Here is a 22,931-nt window from a genome sequence, read left to right on the forward strand (position 1 = left end):
TATCTATCTTGAAAAAAGGTGAACAATATATTTGGGTACATTGCTCATCTGTAGGTGAAATAAATCTTTCAGATGCCCTTATAAAAAAGTTAAAAGAAAATTTTAAAGATAATATTTTAATTACAGTCTTTACTGATACAGGTTATGAAACTGCTTTAAATAAATATTCAAAAGATAATAGAATATCTATACTAAAGTTTCCTTTAGATGATATGTTTATTTTAAAAAAAATATTTAATTATATTAAAGTATCTAAAGTTATTTTAATTGAAACAGAGATTTGGCCAAATTTGATAACTTTAGGAAATAAAATATCTAAAGTATATATCATTAACGGAAGAATCTCTAATAAAAGTTTTCCTAGATATAATAAAGTTAAATGGATTTTAAAACCTTTATTCTCTAAGATAAATGGATTTTCTATGCAATCAGATGAAGATAAAAAAAGAATAATATCTCTTGGAGCTGAAGCTACAAAAGTTTCAGTTTCTGGAAATTTAAAATTTGATATTTCATTTGAAGAGTTTAACTCAAGTGAGAAAACAGCATTGAAAAAGTTATTAAAAAGTAATTCTAGAAAAATTTTTGTTGCTGGAAGTACTCGTGATGGTGAAGATTCTATTCTTATTGATATATATAAAGAACTGAAGAACACCTTACTTGTAATAGTTCCAAGACATCTAGAAAGAGTTTCAGAAATCGAAACTCTTTTAAAAGATTCAACTCTAAGTTATAAAAAATTAACTGACTTAGAAAATAACCCCTGCTCAGAAGAGTTCCAAGTATTAGTCGTTGATAAAATGGGAGTTTTAAGAAAATTCTACTCTATTGCTGATATTACATTTGTTGGTGGAACATTAGTTGATATAGGTGGCCATAGTTTATTAGAACCTCTTTTCTATGGTAAAACACCTATTTTTGGATCTTATCTCCAAAATGTAAAAGATATCTCAAGAGATATTTTAACACTTGGTATTGGATATAAAGTACATAATAAAGAGGAGTTTTTAAATGCTATTAATCTCTTAGAAACAAATCCTGTTTCTGAGGATAAAATAAAAGAGTTTTTCAAAAGTAATAAAAATGCTGCTGAAAAAACGATTAAATTTATGGAGGAAGAATGAAAGAAAGATTAGAAGATACTCTATGGAGACACTTCTTCACAAATCCAAGAATTAACTATAACCCTTATATGGTTAAGTTAGTAGAATACCCTAATCACATTATCTACGATAGTGAAATTATGGATTCTTACAGAGATAATTGGAACCAAAAAGCTTTTGGAAACAATAACCCTGTATATCTAGAAATTGGATCTGGAAGTGGAAATTTTGCTGTTGGAATGGCTGCTAAATATCCTGAGAGAAACCACTTAGCTCTTGAAATAAGATTTAAAAGATTAGTTTTATCTGCTACTAAAGCTGTTAAAAGAAATCTTAACAATGTTGTTTTCTTAAGAAGACGTGGTGAAGACATTACAAAGTTTATCGGTAAAGGAGAGATTGAAGGTTTATACATCAATTTCCCAGATCCTTGGGAAGGAAATGAAAAAAATAGAATCCTTCAACCTAGATTATTTGAACTTCTTGATGTAATCATGAAAGTTGAAGGAACTTTATTCTTTAAAACAGATCACGACCAATATTACGCTGACGTTTTAGAATTTGCTAAAGAATTAGAAAATTACGAGGTTGTATATCATACAGCTGACTTACATAATAGTCCTAAAGCTGCTGATAATATTAGAACAGAGTTTGAAGATTTATTTATATGTAAACATAATAAAAATATCAACTATATTGAAATAAAAAAAATCAAATAACGAATAATACATGGAGGTATTTAAATGGCAGGATATGTTGTAGTTGGAACTCAATGGGGAGACGAAGGAAAAGGTAAAATAATCGATGTTCTTGGAGATAGAGCTGACTATGTTGTTAGATTCCAAGGTGGAAACAATGCTGGACATACAGTTGTTGTAAACGGAGAGAAGTTCATACTTCACCTATTACCATCTGGTATGTTACACGGACAAGGAAAATGTATCATTGGACCAGGTGTTGTTGTTGATCCAAAAGTACTTTTAAAAGAGTTAGATACATTAGAAGGTAAAGGAGCTAAAGTAGATCACCTATTCATTAGTGATAGAGCTCACCTAATTATGCCTTACCATATTCAACTTGATATCTTAAAAGAAGAGAGAAGTGGAGATAACAAAATCGGAACTACTAAAAGAGGAATCGGACCTTGTTACTCAGATAAATTCTCAAGAGTTGGAATCAGAGCTGTTGATTTATTAGATATGGAGTTATTCGCTAAGAAATTAAAAATGAACTTAGAAGAGAAAAATGAGTTATTCACTAAAATATACGATGCACCTACTATGGATTTCAACGAAATCTTTGAAGAGTACAAAGGATATACTGAGAGATTAAAGCATAGAATCATTGATGCTACTCCTGAAATTAACAAAGCGTTAGATGACGATAAATTCGTTTTATTTGAAGGAGCTCAAGCTATGATGTTAGATATTAACTATGGAACATACCCATATGTTACATCTTCATCACCTACAAGTGGAGGAGTTACTACTGGAGTTGGAATTTCACCTAAGAAAATCGATAGAATAATCGGAGTTATGAAAGCTTATACAACTAGAGTTGGAGAAGGTCCTTTCGTTACTGAGTTAAACAACGAATTAGGAGAAAAAATCAGACAAATCGGTGGAGAGTTCGGAGCTACTACTGGAAGACCTAGAAGATGTGGATGGTTAGATCTTGTTGTTGGTAAATATGCTGTAGATATCAACGGATTAACAGATGTTGTTATTACTAAAATTGACGTTTTAAGTGGATTAGATACTTTACAAATCTGTACTGGATATGAAATCGATGGAAAAGTTTATACGACTGTTCCTGCTGCTACTGAAAAGTTAGCATATGCAAAGCCAATATATGAAGAGTTACCAGGATGGACAGAGGATATCTCTAATATGAAAAACTATGATGAGTTACCTGAAAACTGTAAAAAATACCTTGCTAGAGTTGAAGAGTTCTTAGGATGTCAAATAACTGTTGTTTCAGTTGGTCCTGATAGAAGTCAAAATATATTCTTAAAAGATATATAATAAAAAATGTAATCCCCTAGGTAACTAGGGGATTACGTTTAGGAGGAGTTAAATGTTAGAAAAAATTCTTATTATAAACACTGGGGGTACCATTGGTATGGTTAATAGTGAGGAAAATAATCCTAACAGCCCTTTAAGACCAGCAAAAAACTGGTTTGAAGTTGCTAGAAACCATCCTTTATTAGAAAATTTTCCAGCTGACTATTGTCAAATTCCAACTCTAATTGATTCATCAGATATGAATCCTGAAATCTGGATTGATATCGTAAAAATTATTGAGCAGAATTACTACTCTTATAGAGGATTTGTAATTTTACATGGAACTGACACTATGGCATTCACAGCTTCAGCTTTATCTTTTATGCTTAAAAATTTAGATAAACCTGTTGTACTTACTGGGTCTCAAGTACCATTAGTTACACCTAGAAGTGATGCTCTTCAAAATTTAATCACATCTATTCAAATAGCTGGAAATAGAATCTATGGTGTTAAAAGTATTCCAGAGGTAACTATCTGTTTTAGAGATGAACTTTTAAGAGGAAATCGTGCTAGAAAAATTGATGCTACTAATTATTTTGGATTTGCTTCACCTAACTATAGACCTTTAGGAGAGATTGGGTGTGAAATAAAAGTTACTGATAAAAGGGTTTTAGATATGCCTACAAAAGAGTTTTATATTGATCCATTTATAAATAACAATGTTCTTATAGTTGAAATATTCCCTGGAATGAACCCTCTTTATATTAAAACTCTTGTTGAGGCTCATCCTGAAATCAAAGGGGTTATTTTAAAAACTTATGGAAATGGAAACGCTCCAACATCTGAATCATTTGTAACAGCTTTAGAGGCTATCATAAACTCTGGTGTTGTCGTTGTAAATATAAGTCAATGTGCTACAGGAGCTGTTAAAATGGGACTTTATGAAGCTAGTAGTGCACTAAAAAGAATTGGAGTTATCAGCGGTGGGGATATGACTCCTGAAGCTGCTATAACAAAACTTATGTATCTTTTAGGAAAAAATCTTTCTACTGAGGATATAAAATTATATATGGAAACTGATTTATGCGGTGAAATAACTGTTTGAAGGAGTGCTATGAACAAAGAGCTTTGGAAAAATAATAAAAATGGAAAGCTTTATGAAGTTTTAAATTATAATGTCATGAATTGTACTAATGAGCAAGATGGACAAAATATGTATCTTTATAGAGTTTTTTCTGAAAAAGTTTTAGATTCAAATGGAGATGAGATGTTTTTTGTTAGATCTGAAAATGAATTTAAACTTAAATTTACAAAAGAAAATATTTAATTTAGATTTATATACTGTAATAAAAAACGGGTCGAAAGACCCGATTTTTTATTTATCAAACTTTATAGGTTTAATCCATTCACTGCTTTTTCCAATTTTATAGTTAGCTTCAAACTCAGCTTTAAACTCATTAAATCTTTTATCCTTTATAGCTGTTCTTGAATCTTTCATTAATTTCAGTAAGAAGTATAGGTTATGATATGTTGCTAGTCTTCCACCTAAAATCTCTCCTGCTTTAAACAGATGTCTGATATATCCTCTAGTATAATTTCTACATACATAACAGTCACATCCATCATCTAAAGGTCTTGTATCCTCTGAGTATGAAGCATTTTTTACAACTAATCTTCCGTATTTTGTAAATACAGTTCCATGTCTTCCAATTCTAGATGGTTGAACACAATCCATCATATCTATTCCAGATGCAACTGCTTCTAACATATCTAAAGGTTCACCTACACCCATTAAATATCTTGGCTTATCCTCAGGTAATTTTTCTACTATGTAATCAAGAATTCTATACATATCCTCTCTTGGCTCACCTACAGCTAATCCACCAACTGCGTATCCAGAGAAGTGCTCATCCATCTCACTTAATTCAGCAAAACTTTTATCTCTTAACTCTTCATATACTCCACCTTGAACAATTGCAAATAAACCTTGCTCGTCTGGTCTTTTATGTGCTTCAACACATCTCTTAGCCCATCTAGTTGTTCTCTCTATCGAAGGAATTAAATACTCTTTTGAAGACATCCCTGGAGGACACTCATCAAACAGCATAACTATATCTGAACCTAAGTTATTTTGAATATTAATTGACTTCTCTGGAGAGATAAAATGCTTTGAACCATCTAAATGTGATCTAAAATATACTCCCTCTTCTTTAATCTGTCTTAAATCACCTAAGCTGAATACTTGGAATCCACCGCTGTCTGTTAAAATTGGCTTATTCCAATTCATAAATTTATGTAATCCACCAAATTTAGCAACAAGCTCATCACTTGGTCTTAAATATAAGTGGTATGTATTTCCTAGTATTATTTCAGAACCCATCTCCTCTAACTCTTCTGGAGTCATTCCCTTTACTGTTGCTTGAGTTCCAACTGGCATGAATACAGGTGTTTCTATCTCTCCATGTGGAGTTGTAATTTTTCCTATTCTTGCCTTTCCATCTTTTTCATATAACTCGTACGTCACTGGTAACTTTCTACTCATTCTTCTCTCCTATCTATCTACTGATATAACATCTTTTATTTTTAAAAGATGATTAACTAACTGTTTGTATTCATCTTTATTATTTAGTTCAACTGTTGCTTTGATAATAGCTATTGTATCTAATCCCTTTTTTATATTATGAGAGTTTAGTGACAATACATTTATCTTATGATTTGAGATTGTTGTAACTACATCCATTAAAATACTCTGTCTATCAAAAGCTCTAATAGTAAATACAAATGTATACTTACTTTTTTTAGATGGAGTATTTAATAGTTTCTCATCCCAATGAACATCTATAACTCTAGCTGGATCATGATTTACCATTGATATATAGTTTGGACAATCTTTTCTATGGATTGCTATTCCTGTCAATTTTGTAACATATCCACTTATATCATCTCCTGGTAGTGGAGTACAGCATCTTGCAAATCTTATCAATGTATTTTCTGTTCCATCTATCACAATTCCTTGATCATCTTTTTTAGCTGATTTTTTCTTAGTTGGTTCTTTTATAAAATCTTCTACGGTTGTCTCTTCGTAAGCTTTATGTTTTTCTTGCTCTATTTTTAGTTTGGCTATAATTACATCAACCTTACTCTTAGTTTCACCCATGTGGAAATAGAAATCATTTAATGTTGGCATATTATGTTTTTCTAAATGCTTCTTTAAAACAGCGCCCTCTTCAAACTCTTTTAAAGTTACTCCTAGTTTTAGAAGCTCCTTCTCTATTAACTCTTTACCTAATTTTATATTTTCATCTAACTTTTGATCTTTTAGCCATTTTTTTATTTTACTTTTTGCACTTTGAGTTGCAACAATATCTAACCAATCATTTCCTGGTCCTTTTGCAGTCTTTGAAGTTATTACTTCAACTCTGTCACCATTATTTAATTTATAATCTAATGGAACAATTCTTCCGTTTACTTTTGCTCCAATACATTTAATTCCAATCTCTGTATGAATATTAAAAGCAAAATCTATAGGTGTTGCACCCTGAGCTAACTCTACAACATCACCTTTAGGAGAGAATACAAACACTGTTTCTTTTACAATATCTCCTGTAACCTCTCTTATAAACTCCTCAGTATTTTCAGCACCTTGATTTAGCTCAACTATATTTCTTAACCAACCATAAACTTGATCTTTTTTACTTATTTTTTTATTCTCTTTATAACTCCAATGAGCTGCAACTCCCTCTTCTGCTACTCTATCCATACCCTCTGTTCTAATCTGAATTTCAACAAATTTTCCTAAAGGTCCAACTATGGTTGTATGAATAGATTGGTAGTTATTAGATTTTGGAACTGCTATATAATCTTTAAATCTTCCTGGGACAGGTCTATAATTACTATGAATTACCCCTAAAGTGTTATAACACTCTGCTTCACTATCTAAGATTATTCTTATTCCTATTAAATCATATATTCCATCAAAGTCTTTTCCTTTTTCAAACATCTTTTTATAGATACTATAGAAATGTTTAAATCTTCCTCTAACTTTACCGTAAATTTGAACTTCATTTAAAAGACGAGTTATATTATTTACCATCTCTTCTAAATATTTTTTTCTCTCATCTTTTTTCTCATCAATTAAAGCTTTTATATCTTTATATTTTTCAGGTTCTAAATAATATAAAGACATATCTTCTAACTCCCACTTTATCTTTGCTATTCCTAGTCTATGAGCTAAAGGAGCATATATTGAAAGTGTTTCGTGAGCTATTCTTTTTTGTTTTTCTGGTGGCATAAACTTTAAAGTTCTCATATTATGAAGTCTATCCGCTAATTTTATAATAATAACTCTGACATCTTTAGCCATAGCTATTATCATTTTTCTTATATTTTCATCCTGTTTTTTAGTTCCATTTGGTAAATGATCTAGTTTTGTAACTCCGTCTACAAGGTGAGCAACTTCGTCACCGAAGTTATATTTTATATCTGCTATCGTTATTAGAGTATCTTCCACTATATCGTGAAGTATTCCTGCTATTATTCCCTCTGTATCCATTTTCATATCTATCAATATTTTAGTTACTTCTACAGGATGTATTATATAGCTGTCACCTGATTTTCTGTATTGTCCTATATGGCATTCCTCTGCAAAAAAGAAAGCCATTTTGATCTTCTCTCTGTCTACTTTTAAATTATGCTTATCTATTTCACTTTCTATCTCTTGCCAATATTTCATAATACACCTCTTTCTAATAAGATTATACAAATAAGGCGACACAACTTTGTGCCGCCTCAAAAGTTATTAATACTTCATTAAAGTTAATACTGGATATCCTTCTAATTTCTCTTTACCATTTAAATCTTCTAGTTCAATTAAGAATGCTAATCCTGCAACTACTCCACCTAATTCTTCAATTAACTTTACTGTAGCTTCTATTGTTCCACCAGTTGCTAATAAATCGTCAACGATTAATACTCTTTGCCCTGGCTTTACTGAATCTTTATGCATACATAATACATTTGAACCGTACTCTAAATCGTAAGCGTATTCAATAACTTCTCTTGGTAACTTTCCTGGCTTTCTAACTGGAGCAAATCCAACACCTAAAGCGTATGATACTGGACATCCAAATATAAATCCTCTTGCTTCTGGTCCTACTACTAAATCTATGTTGTGATCTTTTGCGAACTCTACAACTTTATCTGTTGCAAATTTATAAGCTTCACCATTTCCCATTAGAGGAGTGATATCTCTAAACTTTATTCCTGGTTTTGGATAATCCTCAACTAATGCTACATATTTTTTTAAATCCATTTAAATCCTCCTAAATATTACTCTTTTAAAAGTTTATTTCTATATAATTATCTATATCAACTGTCAATTAAATTTAAAGCTTTCTCTACTTTTTCTTTATCTCCATTTTTATAGTATAATTTAATTAATTTATTAACTATATCTTTATCCACTTTGTTATACGTTAAATAATTTTTTAAAGCCCTTTCTGATAACTCATCTTTTTTTAAAGATAAACTATAGAAATCCGACAATTTTATAGTATTTTTTTTATTTTTTTTAACTCTATCTTCTATTTTCAAAAAAATATCATTATTAAAAGTTTCTACTCTTTCTAAATTATTAAGATATGAATTAAAAAATAAATCATTATTAAAAATATTTTGATCTTCAACATATCCATAATAATTTAAAGAATTTAAGTAATTTCCATTTAGAAATTCAACATACCCTAAAATAAAATAATCCTGATCTTCTCTGAAATCTAAAGGAACTTTTTTTAAATATTCTAAACTTTTTTTATAATTCTTTTTTTCAAAATTCAAATACCCTAAATTTTTTAAAATCAGATTATCTTTCGGATTTAAATTTAAGGCTTTAAGTAAATCTTTTTCTGCTTGAAGTTTGTTTCCAAGTTGACCTTCTATAATAGCTTTCTCTCTTAATGCTTCTGAGTTTTTACTATTAATCTTTAAAATTTCATCATAAGTTGACAGTGCTTCACTTTTTTTTCCTAAAGAATATAAATTAGCGCCTTTAAGTAATAAATATTTTTCATCCTTTGTTTCAAGATTTTTATTATCTACTATTTTTTTATTGCTACACCCAATGAATATAAAAACTAAAAAAAGATATTTATACATCTAGTTCTCCTTTTTATTGTTTGGTGGTAATATTACTCCTCCTGAAATTATAAGCTTTATTGCATCATCTACTTTTATATCTAAAATTCTCACTTCAGATTTTTTTAATATTATAAACATCCCTGATGTAGGATTTGGAGAAGTTGGTAAAAATACATTGCACATCTCCTCTTGTGTTACCTCTTCAGCTAAATGATTGCTATTAGAAGTCATAAAGCCTATACTATAGATTCCTTTTCTAGGATATTCAAACATAACTACTTTCTGATAAGATTTTTGTCTATCTGCTGCAAATAAAGATATTATTTGTGTAATTGTACTATATATCTGACTAAATAATGGAATTTTTACTAATAGATTGTTTAGAAAAGACCCTATTTTTTTAAACAGAAATACTCTCATTGCAGTTCCAATTATTATCAAAGTTAAAATAACCGTTATAAAAGATAATACATTTATTAATATCTGAGTATACAGATGTAAATCCTGTTCTTTTCCTAAACCTGCATGTATTACTAAACTTCTTATTGCTACAGTAACAAAAGAATCCTGTAATAATCCTAAGAATATTTGAAATATCCAGTTAAATATATAAACTGTGATAACTATCGGCAATATCGCAATTAATCCGCTATAAAAACTGGCCTTTACTCTTTTCATTATTATTCCTCTCTCTGTATCTCTACCTTAGATACTCTCATCTTTTCGACTTGAATAACAACTAATTTTACATCTTCAAATTCTACAACATCTCCAATTGATGGTATTTTTCCAAGTTCAGACATAAGTAATCCACCTAAGCTTTCATAGTCTTCTGATATTGGAAGTTCTATACTTAAATTTTTATTTATTGTTTCTATATCTAGCATAGCGTCAACTTCATATCTATTATCATCAATCTCTTTTATTGTTTCCTCTTCTTCATGATCAAACTCATCACGAATCTCTCCAACAATCTCTTCTAACAAATCTTCTATTGTTAAAACTCCACCAATTCCTCCATACTCATCTAATACCAATGCAATATGAACTTTTTTACTTTTAAACTCTTGAAGAATTTCAATTATAGATTTAGTTTCAGGAACATAATATGCTTCTCTAACTAACTCTTTTACTTGAGTATTTGTACTATTTGCCTTTAGGTAGTTCAATACATCTTTAGTGTACAAAACTCCTATTATATTATCAATTGTTTCTTCATAAACTGGAATTCTTGAAAATCCAGCATCAATCATTTCATCCCAAATGTCATCTAAAGTTTTATTTCCCTCTACTGCAAACATCGAAGTTCTTGGAGTCATTATCTCCTTAGCACTAGTTTCTCCTAGTCCAACGATAGAATGAATCATCTCTTTTTCCTCTTCTTCAATAATTCCTTCTGCTTCTCCAACATTTACAAACGAGATTAAGTCCTCTTCTGTGAACATTATATTTTCCGTTTTTACTTCAACTCCTAATATTCTTCCTATTAAAATTGAAGTCCACATCAATATTTTTACTAACGGTTTCATCAATACACCAAAATAATATATCGGCCCTATAACAACTTTCGAAAAATATCTAGCATTGTTTTTTGCCATAATTTTAGGTGTTATCTCTCCAAATATAAGTATTAAAACAGTCATTACTCCTGTAACAATAGCTAAACTTCTAGGAGAATTTCCCATTATATTAATTGCTAATGCAGTAGCTATAGATGATCCTAAAATATTTACTATGTTATTTCCTAATAGCATTCCTGTTAAAATCTCATTTGGACTTTTCAACCATTTTTTTAATAAATGTGCTGTCTTTTTATTCGATTTCTCTACATCTTCTAAATCTGTGGTTTTAAAAGAAGTTAACGCTGTTTCTGAGGCTGAGAAAAAACCAGATAGTAAAATTAATACAACTAATATAATAATATCACGATACGTGTCCAACTTTACAATACACCTTCCTTATTTTTTTAAATTGAATACCTATATATTCTACCATAATTCTCCATAAAAAACAACACGCTGCCTATCAAAGAAGAAAAAGGAAAGCTATCAGCTTTCCTCTATTTTACTAAGAATAATATCTCTCCCTTTTTAACAGCTTTTCCATTTTCTGACTTTAATGCAATAACTGTTCCCGCTACTGTTGACTTAACTTCATTCATCATTTTCATAGCTTCAACGATACACACTGTATCTCCAACTTCAATTTTATCTCCAATTTTTACAAAATCCTCTGAATCTGGTGAAGGAGCTGAGTAATATGTTCCTACCATTGGTGATAAAATTTCTATTCCCTCTTCTACGACTTCGTTAGTTTCAGTTTCAAAAGAACCCTCATTTGATAAAATAGTTGGTTGTTCAACATACTTTACTGTTGATGCTACCACTTCATCTTTTGGCTCCTCTTTTTTCATTGTAAGCTTTGTTCCGTTCACTTCTACACTAATTTCAGAAAGATTGTGCTCCTCTATACTTTTAGCTAATTTTTTTATGCTTTCTAAATCTAACTTCATTGTTCCTCCCTAGTTACTTCCGATAACTCTTAACTCTTTTACTAATTCTAATGAACTTATTTTTTCTAACATCTCTTCTATTTTTCTAAGTAAATTCTCTGTTGTTTGAATAGAGATAGTTACTCTACTGATTCCATCAATAGCTATATTTTGTACTATTGTTAAGATATTCATTTGCTCTCCTGCAATAATATCTAAAACTCTAGCTAAAATTCCTGGCTTATCTTCTAAAGATAAATAGATACTAAATACCTTTTCTTTTCCACCTTCGAAGAATGGCTTTATATAATCTTTATATTTATAGTAAGTACTTCTACTTATTCCTACTCTTTTAATAGCCTCATATTTAGAGATTCTCTCAGCTTGAACAATCTCATTTACTTTAATAACACTTTGTATTGAGTTTGGTAATATTCTTTTATCAACAATATAAAATTCTTTTTTCTCCATTTTAAACTCTCCCCTATATTTTTTTTCCGATTTTGAATGCTTTTAATGTATTATTAAGTAGCATTGCAATTGTCATTGGTCCTACTCCTCCTGGAACAGGCGTGATATATGATACCTTATCTTTTACAGATTCAAAATCTACATCTCCACAGATTTTATTATTTTCATCTCTGTTAATTCCAACATCTATTATAATAGCTCCATCTTTTACCATATCCCCTTTTAAGAAATTAGCTTTTCCTATAGCTACTATTACAACATCTGCATTTTTTGTTTTTTCTGAAAGATTCTTTGTTTTACTGTTACAAACAGTAACTGTTGCTCCTTCATTTATTAAAAGTGCTGTCATTGGTTTCCCTACAATATTACTTCTACCTATAACAACAACATCTTTCCCCTCTAAAGCAAGCTTATACTCTTCAAACAATCTAAGTATTCCTGCTGGTGTACAAGAGATTAGTGCAGTTTCATCTCCTAAAACAACCTTACCTAAATTTTCTGGTTTAAACCCATCTACATCTTTTGCAATATCTATAGTTTCTATAACTTTTGGTGTATCTATATGATTAGGTAATGGTAATTGAACTAAAATACCATCTATTGCATCGTCTTTGTTTAATTCATCTATTTTATTTAAAAGTTCCTCTTCAGTTACATCTGCTGGTAAAATAAAGTTTTTTGACTCAATTCCCACCTCTGCACACTGCTTTATTTTAGAATTAACATAAATTTTAGATGCTAAATTGTCTCCAGCTTGTATCACTGCTAAACCTGGAACCTTTCCCATTTTTTCTTTTATCTCAATTATCTCACTTTTTATAGAATCTCTAACTTTTTGAGATACGTATTTACCATCTAAAATTTTCATTACTATTCCACCTTTTCTTTCCAGTAATTCAACTCTTGAAGCTTTCTATTTAAATCTATATGCTCAATTACAACATCTTTTGGAACTTTTATCTCTAAAGATGTCATATTTAATATTGCTTTTACTCCAGATTGTGTAACAATATCTGTGACTTGTTGAGCGATTGATTTATTTTCTGTTATGATTGCTAAATCTATCTTCTGCTCAGCAGCAATTCTAGGGATATCACTTACACTACTTATTTTTATTCCTTTATACTCTTTTCCAATTCTACTTTTTGTTATATCAAAAATTCCAACAATATTAAATCTAGGTTTATCAATATCTCCCTCTAGCAATATCGCATTTCCTAATTTTCCAGCTCCAACAATTATTACATTATTTTGTTTATTTATTCCCAATATATTTTCAATCATTTCGTAAAGACACTTTACGTTATACCCTTTGCCCCTTATTCCTATACACGACTCGATGTCCATTATAAAATTAGAGAAATCTTTCCTTATTTGAGCTGCTGTTACTCCCAATAAAACGCCCATTTCTTCGGATGAGATATAATCCTCCGGTGAAAATTTATCTAAGCACTTTAAATACATCGTCAGTCTCTCTATGGTCTTTCTCGAGATTTTTTCTTTTCTTTCTGAAGTCTTCATTATTTTACATCTCCCCCCACTTAATTTTATTTTAAAATTTCACCTATTTTAAATAAATTACCATTTATACTATCTCTTCCTGAAATATTTTTTTTGTTTTCAGGTTTAATATCTGTTAAGATTACGCTTCCATTACCAACTTTTACAACAAACCCTTTTCCTTTAATAGAATCTACTATCTCTCCATTTTCCCCATCGTAAACTCTATTAAGTTTTTCCACAGCATAAACTTTTAAAATCTTGTCGTTATGTGTTGTATAAGCTGTTGGGAAAGGATTCATTCCTCTTACAAAGTTGAAAATCTCTTCCTCTGTTTTGCTCCAATCAATAATACAATCAGTTTTCTTATACGGTTTTACAAAAGTAACAGCTGAATGGTCTTGAACCTCTCTTTGAGCTGTTCCATTTTGAATTTGATCCACTGCCTCATCAAGCTTTTCAGCTCCAATAAGTTTTAATCTATCGTGTAAAGTTAAGAATGTATCCTCTTCGTATATAGGAGTTACCCCTTTTAATATTATATCTCCTGCATCAAGTTCTTCTGCTATATCCATAATAGTTACTCCACTCTCTTTCTCTCCAGCTATAATAGCTGCATTTATAGGAGCTGCTCCTCTAAATTTTGGAAGTAGTGATGAGTGAACATTTATTATTCCATATTTTGGAAAATCTATTATGTTGTTTGGAATTATTTTACCATATGCAACAACTACAATTAGATCTGGATTTAACTCTTTTATTAAATCAAATGTTTCATCTGTTTTTAATGAATTTGGTTGATAAACTGGTATATTGTTTTCTAACCCATACTCTTTAACTGGTGTATATTTAATTTTTTTTCCTCTAGTGTTAGGTTTATCCACTTTTGTAAATATTCCTACTATCTCATGCTTTTTTCTTAATGTATCTAACGATGGAACCGCAAACTCTGGTGTTCCCATAAATAAAATTCTCATTTTGCCTCCTATTTTTTTAAGCTACTCAAGTATTGAAGAGCCATTTTATACCCTTCTGAACCGAAACCAGTAATTTTCCCTATACATATATCCGATATTACGGATTTATGTCTAAACTCCTCCCTCGAGTAAACATTAGATAAATGAACTTCTATTGTTTTCATATTAGTTGACAAAATCGCATCTCTTATTCCTATCCCATAATGTGTTAATGCCCCTGGATTTATTATCAAGTAATCAATCTCTTTATACACTTCCTGAATTTTATCAATAATAAACCCTTCGTGATTCGATTGATAAAAACTTAATTCCATCTCATGGTTTTTTCCAAATATTTCAATTTCGCTATTTATTATATCTAAAGTTTTGTTTCCATAAATTTCAGGTTCTCTTTTTCCTAGAAAATTTAAATTTGGTCCATTTATAATTAGAACTTTCATATTTTTTTATCCTTTTTTATATCTTCAACAGTATCAATAAAAGATTTTATATCATCGAACTCTTTATATACAGATGCAAATCTAACATATGCAACCTCGTCTAACTCTTTTAATTTATCTAGTACAAGCTCCCCTAACTCCTGTGTTGTTATCTCATTTTTTAAAGTGTTTTGTATTACTTTTTCCACATCAGCAATAAACTTTTCTAAGTCATCTCTACTTATATTTCTTTTGTTAGTTGCTCTTTCTAATCCTCTTAATAATTTTTCTTTATTAAATTTTTCTCTACTTTTATTTTTTTTAACTACGTAGATTGGATTTTCCTCTATTCTTTCATAGGTAGTAAATCTTTTTTCACAACTATTACAGCCTCTTCTTCTTTTTATAGAATTATTTTCTGAAAATGCTCTACTATCTATTACTTTTGTGTCTTCACTATTACAAAATGGACATCTCATACTCTCTCCCTATAAAGCTTCCTCTTTGTCTATACACTCCAATATCTCTTTTGCATTTCCACAATTTAAAAGCTTTTCTCTAAAATTTTCATCTCTTATTAATCTTGAAATTCTTGCCAGTACTTTTAAATAAATTTGACTATCTTTAAATGGTGATGCAAATACAAAAAATATCTTTACTTTTTCTTGATCTAAAGATTTAAAATCTACTCCCTCTCTACTTATTCCAAAAGCTATTGTTAAACTCTCCGCTGCATCAGTTTTAGCATGTGGTATTGCTACCCCTTTTCCTATCCCTGTACTTCCTAAATTTTCTCTTTCTAAAAGAGCTTTATATATCACATCTTTTTTGCTTATTTTCTCTGATTTTCCTATCAAAGTTGATAACTCTTTTAATGCTTCATCTTTTGTTTTAGCTTTTAGATTAAGTGATATTAGTTCCTCTGACATATAATCAGTTATTTTAACTATGTTTAACATGAGTAACCTCCAAATAAATGTTTCTTTAGATTTAATTTCGTATCTAAATGATAGTTTATATATTTTTCATAAAGAACAATCGCATCAATCACCGTATTAATATCTGTTTTTTCTTCTGAGATTGATTCAGCTTTCTCTATATTTGACAACACTTCAAATAATTCTTTTTTTAAAGGTATAACTTTATCGTTTCCAAAATCATTTATAACCGATTCAGAAATATTAAAATATTTTTGACCAGCTATATCTATTCTATATCCTTCATTTTTTATCATCCAATTTAGCATTTTTAAAACTAATAAAAAATTAGTGTAACTACTATTTTTCACAATAAAATATAAAGTTTTTTCTAACCTTTCAAAAAACTCTTTTTTTCTCTCACCTGGCAAAATTAGTTCATTAACTATAGAGAGAATATAAGATACAATTTCTAACTTTTCTATATCCGTTTTTAAATCATAAAAAAAGTCAATACTGTCTATTGTATTAAGTATAAAATTATCACCTTTTTTATAAAATGTAAAATTTGATAGAGTCAATAAATCTACCGAACTTTGGTCTCTTTTTTTACTTTTTCTAATTCCTTTAACCAAGAGATCAATTTTTCCAAAATTTTCAGAAAAAACAGTTATAATTCTATCTCCTTCTCCAAAATCTACTTTTTTTATTATCAATCCCTTGGTTTTTATAAATTTCATTTTTTTAGTTCCTTTCTTTTAAGGCCACTATTAACTTTTGTATTTTCTAAATGTAGTTCTGCTACTTTAGTGTTTTTTTCAAAAATTTCCATTTTAATAGGTAGTAAGTACCCATTTATTTTTCTATATTGCTTTACTTTTATTGTGTAAGCATCTTTGTATTTTATCTCTTTTATTTTTTCTAGATAATAATTTTCACTAAATTCTTTATCATTTTGATCTTTTATTTTCAAATCTTTAATAATTGATAAAAAATTACTCACATCTTCACTTTTATTTTTTGAAACTTCGTTAAATAAAGGTATATACTGATAAGATTCTCCATTTTCATATTGAAAAATCTCTCCTTTATTCACATTCGGAAGTGACATCTCTTTTCTTAAATAATCCTGAGCTACATACTCTATCGTATACTCTTTTTTTCTTTCCTCTCCATTTAAGTAGATACTCTCTTTTACGTTTGAATAAATATCTTTTATATTAGATATTCTATTAGTTGCTGCAAAAAGTGATGACGATACTACTAAAAACATAAAAAATTTTTTCATTATCTATCCACCTCTGTAAGAACTATTATCTCATTCATATCCGTTATATTAAATGGTAATTTCACTATGTACTCTACAGTTTTGTCATATTTAGGTTTTATCTCTACAATCTCTCCAATCGATAGACCTTTTGGATAAACATCACTAATTCCAGAAGTTAAAATTTTATCTCCAACATTCAATTGTGCTTCGTGGAAAGAAACTGGTTCAAAAATTAATTGATCACTTCTATTTCCTTTTATAATTCCAATCGTGTCATCTCCTGCAGTTGCACTTACTATAGAATCTTGGAAAGTTATCATTTGTACAATAGAGTAATTTTTAAATACTTTTTCCACACGTCCTACTAATATCTCATTGAAAAGAACTGGCATATTTTTTTCAATTCCATCCGTTTCTCCAATATTTATTGCAAAACTTTCATACATCTCTCTTGTTTGTTGAAAACTTATCTTACCAACTTTAAATTTAAATTTAAAATGTTCTTTCATTTCTAAAAGATCTCTTAATCTTGTATTTTCTTCTAATAGTCTTTGATTTTTTTCTTCAACTAATGACTTTTCAGCTATACTATGTTTTAACTTACTATTTTCAGAAACTAAATCCTTATAGTTTATAACACTCTCAGTGCTTTCTTTTGCTGCTTTTCCTAAGAAGTATATACGTGATTGAAACGGAAGTAAAAACTCTTCAATTCCCGTCATTGTATACATAAAAACATCTTTTGCAAAGAAAACTACAACCATTATAATAATTAATAAATAGATTATATTTAAAACACCATTTTTTTTCTTTCCTGTTTTCATCTCTATCCTTTTATAATTTCAACTAATATTTTTGACAGATCAACTAAATCCTTTATTTCAATATACTCCTCTAGTGTGTGTACTTTTGACATCCCTACAGCTAAATTTACACTTGGAACACCTTTGTTATTATAGATATTAGTGTCACTTCCTCCACCTGAAGAAACTGTTTCACTTTCAATTCCAACTTTTTGACAAGCAGCTTTGACTATTTCAACAACCTCTGCATTATCCTCTAAAGCAAATCCTGGATACTCTACTTTTACAGTATTTTCCATTTTAGCTCCAAATTCTTTGCAAACATCTTCGAATATATCAAATGTTTCTTTTAATAAAACTTCTAATTTTTCATTAGATAAACTTCTTGCTTCATAATCTAACTCTACTGAAGGCATAACAATATTTGTTGCTTGTCCACCTTTAACCACACCAATATTTGATGTTGTTTCAGTGTCAATTCTTCCTAATTTTATTTTTGTAATTGCATGTGCAGCAACTGTTAAAGCGTTGATTCCACTTTCAGGTGATATTCCTGCATGAGCTGGTTTTCCTACTATTGTTATAATTCCTCTTGCAGCTGATGGTGCTTTTGTTATTATTTTTCCTGGCTTTCCACTCGAATCTAAAATAAATCCAAAATCTACACCATAACTTTCTATATCAAAAGCTTTAGAACCTAATAATCCAATCTCTTCTGCCATAGAAAAAACAACTATAATTTCTGGATGATCCAAGTTATTTTCTTTTATCACTCTTAGCATCTCAATTATTGCTGCTATTCCTCCCTTATCATCTCCACCTAGAATTGATGTTCCATCTGATTTTATAACTCCATTCTCTACTATTGGAGTTACTTTTTCACAAGGTACTACTGTATCCATATGTGCACTGAATAAAAGTTTTTTCTTTCCTGGAGATTTTAAAACTCCAATTATATTACCACAGTTTCCACCGTTTACTTCTCCTGCGTTATCCTCTTTTACTTCTAATCCTAACTCTTCTAGTAGTTTAATCAGATAGTCTCCCATAGCTCTTTCATTCTTTGAAGGAGATGAGATTTTTACCATATCTAAAAAATTCTCTACCAATCTAGTTTCTTTTATCATTTGTCCTCCCGTAGGTTATCTATTTTTTGATATTCTTCCTTAGATTATATTACATTGTCATTCCTTTGTAAAGAGTTAAAGACAACAAAAAATAACAGTAGTTAGGTACTACTGTTATTTTTTTCTAATATGCTTATTCGTTTTTATTTTTTTTAGAATAATATTTCGTATGTAGTATTCTATGAGCTTCTGAACTTAAAGGATGTTCTAAATATTTTTCATATAAAGACTGAATATATGGATTTTCATGTGATTTTCTAAACATTTTTCCATTATCAATACTTTGTAGTCCCTCTGCTCTTTTTATTACCTTTTCAAAATCTCCGTGATGATAAGGTTGCCCTCCCCCTCCAACACATCCACCTTTACATGCCATAATCTCAATCGCATGGAAAAACTCCTCTCCTGATCGAACTCTATCTAAAACCTCTCTTGCTGAAGATAATCCATTTGCGATAGCAATCTTCACAAGAGTATCACCAATTTTTACTTCACTGATTTTTATTCCATGCATCCCTCTCATTGATTCAAAGTTAACCTCTTCTAAAGTTTCATTTGTCATCCATTCATAAAGAGTTCTTGTAGCGGCTTCAATAACTCCTCCTGTTCTACCAAATATCACCGCTGCGCCCGTTGAATATCCTAAAGGATTATCAAACTCTGAATCCTCAAGCTTTCTTAAATCAATATTTGATTGTTTTAAAAGGTGTGCTAACTCTCTTGTTGAAATAGAATAATCCACATCAGGAACTCCATCTGTTGAAAACTCTTTTCTCGAAGCTTCATATTTTTTAGCTAAACAAGGCATTATCGAAACGTTTATTATCTCTTCTCTTTTTATTCCTCTCGCTGGTCCCCAAATATTTTTTAAGACCGCTCCAAACATCTGTTGTGGTGACTTTGCAGAAGATGGAATATCTAGCATATCTGGATAATGATACTCTATAAAATTAACCCATGCAGGGCAACAAGATGTCAATATTGGTAATTTTACACCTTTATCACCATTTAAATATTTTTCCAATCTCAATTTAAACTCTGCTGCTTCCTCCATAATTGTCAAATCTGCTGCATAGTTTGTATCAAAAATATCATCAAATCCTAACTTCCTCAAAGCCGTTACCAATTTGCCTGTAACATCTGTTCCTGGCTCATAGCCAAACTCTTCACCTATTGCTACTCTAACAGCTGGTGCAACCTGAACCGTAACTCTTTTTCTCGGATTTGCTATATCTTTTATAAGTCCCCATGTATAATCTTTCTCATAAAGAGCTCCTACTGGACAAACAGCAACACACTGCCCACAGAATGTACAATTGGTTTTATCTAAATCTGATTCAAAAGCTGTAGAAACAACTGATTTAAATCCTCTATTCACAGCTGATAAAACCTGACATTGCTGAATATTATTGCACATATTTTCACATCTTCTACACATTATACATTTATCCAAATCTCTAACTATAGATGGTGAAACCTCTCTTCTATATTCAAATATTTTTCCTTTAAATCTTATATCTCTAATTCCAAACTCCATTGCCAAAGTTTGTAAATCACATTTTCCATTCTTAGCACAGATCAAACAATCTGTTGGGTGGTTTGAAAGCATCAACTCCAAAACATTTCTTCTCTTCTCTAGAACTTCCATTGTATTTGTATTTATTATCATTCCTGGTGAAATCGGCGTTGCACAAGATGGAACTAAATTTTTCCTTCCAACTACTTCTACAACACATATTCTACACGAAGCACAATCATTTTTAAATCCAATCTCTGGTATATTCATGTAACATAAGCTCGGTATTTTTATTCCAGCACTTTTTGCTGCTTCTAATATTGTTGTTCCTGCTAAAGCTTCTACTTCTTTACCATCTATTATAACAATAACATTTTTCATAAACTACCTCCACTAAGCTACATCTATTGCATTAAATTTACAAGCACTATGACAAGCTCCACATTTAATACATCTACTTTGATCTATCACATGTCTCTCTTTTACTTTACCATCAATACAAGCCACTGGGCAAACTCTTGCACAAGCTGTACATCCAACACATCTATCATTAACAAGATATCTTCTTAAAGCTTGGCATTGTCCTGCTCTACACTTTCTGTCGTGTATATGTTCTAAATATTCATCCATGAATTGATTCAACGTTGATAGTATTGGATTTGGAGATGTTTGTCCTAATCCACAAAGAGAAGTTGTTTTTATTGTTTGAGAAAGCTCTCTTAAAAGTCCTATATCCTCTTCTTTTCCCTCTCCTTTCGTTATTCTATCTAGTATTTCCCAGAGCCTTGTGTTACCTATTCTACATGGTGCACACTTTCCACAAGATTCATCAACAGTAAATTCCAAATAGAATTTTGAAACTCCAACCATACAATCATCTTCATCCATTACAATCATTCCACCTGATCCCATCATTGATCCTTTTGCCAACAACGTATCAAAATCTATTGGTGTATCCAAATCATTCTCTGTTAAACATCCACCAGATGGTCCTCCTGTTTGAACCGCTTTAAACTTTTTATTATTTTTTATTCCTCCACCTATTTCAAAAATAACCTCTCTTAAGGTTGTTCCCATAGGCACTTCTACTAATCCAACATTGTTTATTTTTCCTGCTAAAGCAAAAACTTTTGTCCCAGGTGAGTTTTTAGTTCCTATACTTCTAAACCACTCAGTTCCTTTTAATATGATTTGAGCTATATTCGCTAGTGTTTCAACATTATTTACTATTGTTGGTTTCCCCCAATATCCTGATTCAGCTGGATAAGGTGGTTTTGTTGTTGGCTCTCCTCTTTCACCCTCCATAGAGTGAATTAAAGCTGTTTCCTCTCCACAAACAAATGCTCCAGCTCCATACTTAATCTCTATATCAAAAGAAAACTCTGTTCCGAATATATTTTCACCCAAAATACCTTCAGTTCTTGCAGATTCAATTGCTTTTCGCAATCTATCTATTGCTAATGGATACTCAGCTCTTATATATACAAGCCCCTTTGTAGCTCCTATCGAATATCCAGCTATCGCCATTCCCTCTATTATACTATGTGGGTCTCCCTCTAAAATAGATCTATCCATGAAAGCTCCTGGATCTCCCTCATCAGCATTACAAACTATATATTTTTGATCTGATATATTTTTAGAAGCAAACTCCCATTTCAAACCTGTTGAGTATCCTCCTCCACCTCGACCTCGAAGTCCTGAATCCTTAATAATCTTTATTACATTTTCTGGTTTTATTGTTGTTAAAACTTTTTTGAAAGCAGCATATCCATCTGCAGCAATATATTGTTCTATTGATTCAGGATCAATAGTTCCACAATTTTTTAAAGCCATTCTCAATTGCTTTTTATAAAACTCCATATTTTCACCTTCAAAAACTCTCTCACCATTTCTTGGATCGATATACAACAAATCAACTATTCTTTTCTCACTAATTATGTCTTCTACTATTATTCTTTCTGCATCCTCTGGTTTTACTTCAATATAAAATGTATTTTCTGGAATTATTTTAACTATAGGTCCTTTCTCACAGAATCCAAAGCACCCCGTTTGAATAACCTCTACATCCTCTTTCAATCCATGCTCTTTTATTGATTTTCTTAAGTTTTCCACAATTTTTGCTGCTTTTGCAGATAAACAACCAGTACCACCACAAACAAGTATTTTCTTTATCTCTTTCATAACTAGCCTCCTAAAATA

General features: G+C 30.3%; 25 protein-coding genes. 5 read left to right on the forward strand and 20 right to left on the reverse strand.

The genetic code is table 11. The annotated features are described in order from the left end of the window. The first annotated feature begins 8 nt into the window (after positions 1-8). Genes Q0O83_RS06215 through Q0O83_RS06235 form a run of 5 tightly spaced genes read left to right on the forward strand, consistent with a single transcriptional unit; the run spans position 9 to position 4,433 of the window. A complete protein-coding gene (locus Q0O83_RS06215) occupies positions 9-1,124 on the forward strand; it encodes a glycosyltransferase N-terminal domain-containing protein (protein ID WP_294095234.1) in 1,116 nt (371 codons plus the stop codon). Further along, a complete protein-coding gene (trmB, locus tag Q0O83_RS06220) occupies positions 1,121-1,822 on the forward strand; it encodes a tRNA (guanosine(46)-N7)-methyltransferase TrmB (protein ID WP_294095235.1) in 702 nt (233 codons plus the stop codon). Before Q0O83_RS06215 ends, trmB begins: the two co-directional genes overlap by 4 nt. Positions 1,823-1,846: 24 nt before the next feature. Continuing rightward, positions 1,847-3,127 carry an adenylosuccinate synthase gene (locus Q0O83_RS06225; RefSeq protein WP_294095238.1) on the forward strand — a complete coding sequence of 427 codons (1,281 nt, stop codon included), beginning with the start codon at positions 1,847-1,849 and terminating at the stop codon, positions 3,125-3,127. Positions 3,128-3,179: 52 nt separating this feature from the next. Then, positions 3,180-4,211, forward strand: a complete 1,032-nt coding sequence (locus Q0O83_RS06230; RefSeq protein WP_294095241.1) for an asparaginase — start codon at positions 3,180-3,182, stop codon at positions 4,209-4,211. Between the two features lie 9 nt (positions 4,212-4,220). Next, on the forward strand, positions 4,221-4,433 hold the full coding sequence (locus Q0O83_RS06235) for a hypothetical protein (protein ID WP_294095243.1): 213 nt from the start codon (positions 4,221-4,223) through the stop codon (positions 4,431-4,433). 48 nt (positions 4,434-4,481) lie between these two features. Here the strand turns inward: Q0O83_RS06235 and tgt are convergent, their stop codons facing one another. The 20 genes from tgt to Q0O83_RS06335 form a co-directional block, all read right to left on the reverse strand. Beyond that, entirely contained in the window at positions 4,482-5,648 is a 1,167-nt protein-coding gene (gene tgt, locus Q0O83_RS06240) for a tRNA guanosine(34) transglycosylase Tgt (protein WP_294095246.1), read from the reverse strand. Positions 5,649-5,657: 9 nt separating this feature from the next. Next, complete coding sequence (locus tag Q0O83_RS06245) at positions 5,658-7,838, reverse strand: bifunctional (p)ppGpp synthetase/guanosine-3',5'-bis(diphosphate) 3'-pyrophosphohydrolase (protein WP_294095248.1); 2,181 nt, start codon at positions 7,836-7,838, stop codon at positions 5,658-5,660. Positions 7,839-7,904: 66 nt separating this feature from the next. Continuing rightward, positions 7,905-8,417 carry an adenine phosphoribosyltransferase gene (locus tag Q0O83_RS06250; RefSeq protein WP_294095250.1) on the reverse strand — a complete coding sequence of 171 codons (513 nt, stop codon included), beginning with the start codon at positions 8,415-8,417 and terminating at the stop codon, positions 7,905-7,907. Positions 8,418-8,473: 56 nt separating this feature from the next. Beyond that, a complete protein-coding gene (locus Q0O83_RS06255) occupies positions 8,474-9,259 on the reverse strand; it encodes a hypothetical protein (protein ID WP_294095251.1) in 786 nt (261 codons plus the stop codon). Beyond that, complete coding sequence (locus tag Q0O83_RS06260) at positions 9,260-9,919, reverse strand: DUF502 domain-containing protein (protein WP_294095253.1); 660 nt, start codon at positions 9,917-9,919, stop codon at positions 9,260-9,262. Between the two features lie 2 nt (positions 9,920-9,921). Then, on the reverse strand, positions 9,922-11,181 hold the full coding sequence (locus tag Q0O83_RS06265) for a hemolysin family protein (RefSeq protein ID WP_294095255.1): 1,260 nt from the start codon (positions 11,179-11,181) through the stop codon (positions 9,922-9,924). Positions 11,182-11,300: 119 nt separating this feature from the next. Continuing rightward, positions 11,301-11,753: an acetyl-CoA carboxylase biotin carboxyl carrier protein gene (gene accB, locus Q0O83_RS06270; RefSeq protein WP_294095257.1), complete on the reverse strand. Its 453-nt coding sequence runs from the start codon at positions 11,751-11,753 to the stop codon at positions 11,301-11,303. Between the two features lie 9 nt (positions 11,754-11,762). After that, positions 11,763-12,203, reverse strand: coding sequence for an ACT domain-containing protein (locus tag Q0O83_RS06275; protein WP_294095259.1), 441 nt, complete (start codon positions 12,201-12,203; stop codon positions 11,763-11,765). 13 nt (positions 12,204-12,216) lie between these two features. Continuing rightward, positions 12,217-13,071, reverse strand: a complete 855-nt coding sequence (folD, locus tag Q0O83_RS06280) for a bifunctional methylenetetrahydrofolate dehydrogenase/methenyltetrahydrofolate cyclohydrolase FolD (RefSeq protein ID WP_294095261.1) — start codon at positions 13,069-13,071, stop codon at positions 12,217-12,219. Between the two features lie 2 nt (positions 13,072-13,073). Continuing rightward, positions 13,074-13,724 carry a redox-sensing transcriptional repressor Rex gene (locus Q0O83_RS06285; protein ID WP_294095263.1) on the reverse strand — a complete coding sequence of 217 codons (651 nt, stop codon included), beginning with the start codon at positions 13,722-13,724 and terminating at the stop codon, positions 13,074-13,076. A gap of 26 nt (positions 13,725-13,750) precedes the next feature. Then, positions 13,751-14,680 carry a methionyl-tRNA formyltransferase gene (gene fmt / locus Q0O83_RS06290; RefSeq protein WP_294095265.1) on the reverse strand — a complete coding sequence of 310 codons (930 nt, stop codon included), beginning with the start codon at positions 14,678-14,680 and terminating at the stop codon, positions 13,751-13,753. Positions 14,681-14,688: 8 nt separating this feature from the next. Then, complete coding sequence (aroQ, locus tag Q0O83_RS06295; RefSeq protein WP_294095267.1) at positions 14,689-15,120, reverse strand: type II 3-dehydroquinate dehydratase; 432 nt, start codon at positions 15,118-15,120, stop codon at positions 14,689-14,691. Further along, positions 15,117-15,578: a transcriptional regulator NrdR gene (gene nrdR, locus Q0O83_RS06300; RefSeq protein ID WP_294095270.1), complete on the reverse strand. Its 462-nt coding sequence runs from the start codon at positions 15,576-15,578 to the stop codon at positions 15,117-15,119. Before nrdR ends, aroQ begins: the two co-directional genes overlap by 4 nt. A 9-nt stretch (positions 15,579-15,587) precedes the next feature. Then, a complete protein-coding gene (locus Q0O83_RS06305) occupies positions 15,588-16,058 on the reverse strand; it encodes a PTS sugar transporter subunit IIA (RefSeq protein WP_294095271.1) in 471 nt (156 codons plus the stop codon). Further along, positions 16,052-16,756, reverse strand: a complete 705-nt coding sequence (recO, locus tag Q0O83_RS06310; RefSeq protein WP_294095273.1) for a DNA repair protein RecO — start codon at positions 16,754-16,756, stop codon at positions 16,052-16,054. The genes Q0O83_RS06305 and recO overlap by 7 nt, the downstream gene beginning before the upstream one ends. Beyond that, on the reverse strand, positions 16,753-17,304 hold the full coding sequence (locus tag Q0O83_RS06315) for a hypothetical protein (RefSeq protein WP_294095275.1): 552 nt from the start codon (positions 17,302-17,304) through the stop codon (positions 16,753-16,755). The genes recO and Q0O83_RS06315 overlap by 4 nt, the downstream gene beginning before the upstream one ends. After that, a complete protein-coding gene (gene mreC, locus Q0O83_RS06320; RefSeq protein ID WP_294095277.1) occupies positions 17,304-18,110 on the reverse strand; it encodes a rod shape-determining protein MreC in 807 nt (268 codons plus the stop codon). Before mreC ends, Q0O83_RS06315 begins: the two co-directional genes overlap by 1 nt. Positions 18,111-18,112: 2 nt before the next feature. Then, a complete protein-coding gene (locus Q0O83_RS06325; RefSeq protein ID WP_294095279.1) occupies positions 18,113-19,216 on the reverse strand; it encodes a M20/M25/M40 family metallo-hydrolase in 1,104 nt (367 codons plus the stop codon). Between the two features lie 133 nt (positions 19,217-19,349). Further along, entirely contained in the window at positions 19,350-21,113 is a 1,764-nt protein-coding gene (locus tag Q0O83_RS06330; RefSeq protein ID WP_294095281.1) for an NADH-dependent [FeFe] hydrogenase, group A6, read from the reverse strand. Between the two features lie 12 nt (positions 21,114-21,125). Beyond that, entirely contained in the window at positions 21,126-22,913 is a 1,788-nt protein-coding gene (locus Q0O83_RS06335) for an NADH-quinone oxidoreductase subunit NuoF (RefSeq protein WP_294095283.1), read from the reverse strand. Positions 22,914-22,931 lie beyond the last annotated feature (18 nt).

It is taken from the genome of uncultured Cetobacterium sp. (assembly GCF_945952365.1).
Classification (GTDB): Bacteria; Fusobacteriota; Fusobacteriia; order Fusobacteriales; family Fusobacteriaceae; genus Cetobacterium_A.

Coding starts and splice junctions, on each gene's coding strand:
- trmB (WP_294095235.1), top strand. CDS start 1,121: ATGAAAGAAAGATTAGAAGATACTCTATGGAGACACTTCTTCACAAAT.
- Q0O83_RS06225 (WP_294095238.1), top strand. CDS start 1,847: ATGGCAGGATATGTTGTAGTTGGAACTCAATGGGGAGACGAAGGAAAA.
- Q0O83_RS06230 (WP_294095241.1), top strand. CDS start 3,180: ATGTTAGAAAAAATTCTTATTATAAACACTGGGGGTACCATTGGTATG.
- Q0O83_RS06235 (WP_294095243.1), top strand. CDS start 4,221: ATGAACAAAGAGCTTTGGAAAAATAATAAAAATGGAAAGCTTTATGAA.
- tgt (WP_294095246.1), bottom strand. CDS start 5,648: ATGAGTAGAAAGTTACCAGTGACGTACGAGTTATATGAAAAAGATGGA.
- Q0O83_RS06245 (WP_294095248.1), bottom strand. CDS start 7,838: ATGAAATATTGGCAAGAGATAGAAAGTGAAATAGATAAGCATAATTTA.
- Q0O83_RS06250 (WP_294095250.1), bottom strand. CDS start 8,417: ATGGATTTAAAAAAATATGTAGCATTAGTTGAGGATTATCCAAAACCA.
- Q0O83_RS06255 (WP_294095251.1), bottom strand. CDS start 9,259: ATGTATAAATATCTTTTTTTAGTTTTTATATTCATTGGGTGTAGCAAT.
- Q0O83_RS06260 (WP_294095253.1), bottom strand. CDS start 9,919: ATGAAAAGAGTAAAGGCCAGTTTTTATAGCGGATTAATTGCGATATTG.
- accB (WP_294095257.1), bottom strand. CDS start 11,753: ATGAAGTTAGATTTAGAAAGCATAAAAAAATTAGCTAAAAGTATAGAG.
- Q0O83_RS06275 (WP_294095259.1), bottom strand. CDS start 12,203: ATGGAGAAAAAAGAATTTTATATTGTTGATAAAAGAATATTACCAAAC.
- folD (WP_294095261.1), bottom strand. CDS start 13,071: ATGAAAATTTTAGATGGTAAATACGTATCTCAAAAAGTTAGAGATTCT.
- Q0O83_RS06285 (WP_294095263.1), bottom strand. CDS start 13,724: ATGAAGACTTCAGAAAGAAAAGAAAAAATCTCGAGAAAGACCATAGAG.
- fmt (WP_294095265.1), bottom strand. CDS start 14,680: ATGAGAATTTTATTTATGGGAACACCAGAGTTTGCGGTTCCATCGTTA.
- aroQ (WP_294095267.1), bottom strand. CDS start 15,120: ATGAAAGTTCTAATTATAAATGGACCAAATTTAAATTTTCTAGGAAAA.
- nrdR (WP_294095270.1), bottom strand. CDS start 15,578: ATGAGATGTCCATTTTGTAATAGTGAAGACACAAAAGTAATAGATAGT.
- Q0O83_RS06305 (WP_294095271.1), bottom strand. CDS start 16,058: ATGTTAAACATAGTTAAAATAACTGATTATATGTCAGAGGAACTAATA.
- recO (WP_294095273.1), bottom strand. CDS start 16,756: ATGAAATTTATAAAAACCAAGGGATTGATAATAAAAAAAGTAGATTTT.
- Q0O83_RS06315 (WP_294095275.1), bottom strand. CDS start 17,304: ATGAAAAAATTTTTTATGTTTTTAGTAGTATCGTCATCACTTTTTGCA.
- mreC (WP_294095277.1), bottom strand. CDS start 18,110: ATGAAAACAGGAAAGAAAAAAAATGGTGTTTTAAATATAATCTATTTA.
- Q0O83_RS06325 (WP_294095279.1), bottom strand. CDS start 19,216: ATGATAAAAGAAACTAGATTGGTAGAGAATTTTTTAGATATGGTAAAA.
- Q0O83_RS06330 (WP_294095281.1), bottom strand. CDS start 21,113: ATGAAAAATGTTATTGTTATAATAGATGGTAAAGAAGTAGAAGCTTTA.
- Q0O83_RS06335 (WP_294095283.1), bottom strand. CDS start 22,913: ATGAAAGAGATAAAGAAAATACTTGTTTGTGGTGGTACTGGTTGTTTA.